Below are 1,484 nucleotides of genomic sequence, written 5' to 3' on the forward strand. Positions count from 1 at the left end.
AATGGGATTGATCATATCCGCATTATTTCGGCACGACAGGCAGAGAAAAAAGAGAGGAACCAATATGAGCAAAACCGTTACCTACAAAATGGATTTGAATAATCCTCCTGTTTTGTCTGAAGAACAAAAGGCAAGACTGGAAGCGTTAGCTAAACGTCCAGACAGTGAAATCGATTTTTCAGATATTCCTGAACTTGATGACAGCTTCTGGAAAAATGCTGTCCAGAATCCTTTCTATAAACCAACTAAGCAAGTGACGACTGTTCGTATTGATTCAGACGTTATGCAATGGTTAAAGGCTCAAGGTAAAGGTTATCAGACACGTATGAATAAAATTCTGCGTGATGCCATGCTGAATGAATTGAAAAATCATTCGTAAAAATGGGAGCTTATCGCTCCCATTTTTATTTCGTATACAGTTTTCCACTACCCCGAATAGCTTTAATTTTTTAACTGTTTTTTTAATTTAGTTAAACGTTCATCATATTCACCGAGCATACAATATGTATAGTGTACTTGACTGTTTTCACATGTTTTTTCAGTATTTTTTAACCATTGTGCCTGCTGATTTTTAAGTACATTATATTTTTGAATATTACTCTTTTTTACTTGATTAAAAATCGTTGTAATTTCAGACTTATACTTAGTAATAGCATAGTCACTACACTGCTCTACCACTCCGTTATTGATGTTACCACTCAAATCCAAGCAAATTGAATAGTAATCTACATTCTTTGCTTGGGTATTAAAACCCATTGTTATTAATAATAAAGCCAAAGCTACATTTTTATATTTCACAAGAATTCATCTCAACAATATTTTAGAATATCTAAATTATTTCATAAGAAATTTAGATAAAAATCTATCTAAATCAGTAATTAACGTATAATTTCCGTATCTTTCCTGCCATCCCTTTTCCAAAACTTCAATACAGTCTTGCTCTGTGAAAGGAATTTTATTTTCAAAAATCGTGATATTTTCAGGTAATACTTCTAATTTAAAAGAACTGACTTCAAATCCAAACTCACTTTCTACATCATCCCATGACCATTCTGAAAAATCGTCTTCATTTTTCAGAATTCTGTAAACTTGATTAATTCTTTTATCTAAAAGACCTGATTCAACCATTTTTTCTTTTAATTTAATTCTTTCCTCTTCTGTTAGATATTTACAATCCTTGTAATAACCAACAAAGAATAAATCACCATTACTATCCCTAGAAAAAAAGAAAATATTATGTTTTTCAGAAAATAAGCTAGAAACATCAGCCTTCAAATAGCCATAAACCTTACCATCAATTAATTCATTTTTATTGAAATTCCATGCTTCATGACCAATACCAAAATGAGAAATATAATTATCATTCCCTTTCTCAATTGCATATCCAGATATATCTGGTTTTTGATATAAATTTTCATTCCATGAAATTTTTTGGAGTAGATTAGCCACAGCATTATTCCTTTTTAAATACTTAATATATATAA

Annotated in this window: 3 protein-coding genes; 1 reads left to right on the plus strand and 2 read right to left on the minus strand. The window is 30.4% G+C overall.

The window, feature by feature from the left end:
• Positions 1-64: 64 nt before the first annotated feature.
• Positions 65-379, plus strand: coding sequence for a BrnA antitoxin family protein (locus FTV32_RS17040; protein ID WP_061875360.1), 315 nt, complete (start codon positions 65-67; stop codon positions 377-379).
• 62 nt (positions 380-441) lie between these two features.
• Here the strand turns inward: FTV32_RS17040 and FTV32_RS17045 are convergent, their stop codons facing one another.
• Both FTV32_RS17045 and FTV32_RS17050 read right to left on the minus strand, forming a co-directional pair.
• A complete protein-coding gene (locus FTV32_RS17045; protein ID WP_061875359.1) occupies positions 442-798 on the minus strand; it encodes a lysozyme inhibitor LprI family protein in 357 nt (118 codons plus the stop codon).
• Between the two features lie 36 nt (positions 799-834).
• Positions 835-1,484, minus strand: a 650-nt coding sequence (locus FTV32_RS17050) for a hypothetical protein (protein WP_218947444.1), incomplete at its 5' end; no start/stop codon positions are given.

The organism is Acinetobacter sp. YH16032, from assembly GCF_013417345.1.
Classification (GTDB): domain Bacteria; phylum Pseudomonadota; class Gammaproteobacteria; order Pseudomonadales; family Moraxellaceae; genus Acinetobacter.

What these genes read in the sequence shown, in the direction of transcription:
- FTV32_RS17040 (WP_061875360.1), top strand. Translation starts at nt 65, where the DNA reads ATGAGCAAAACCGTTACCTACAAAATGGATTTGAATAATCCTCCTGTT.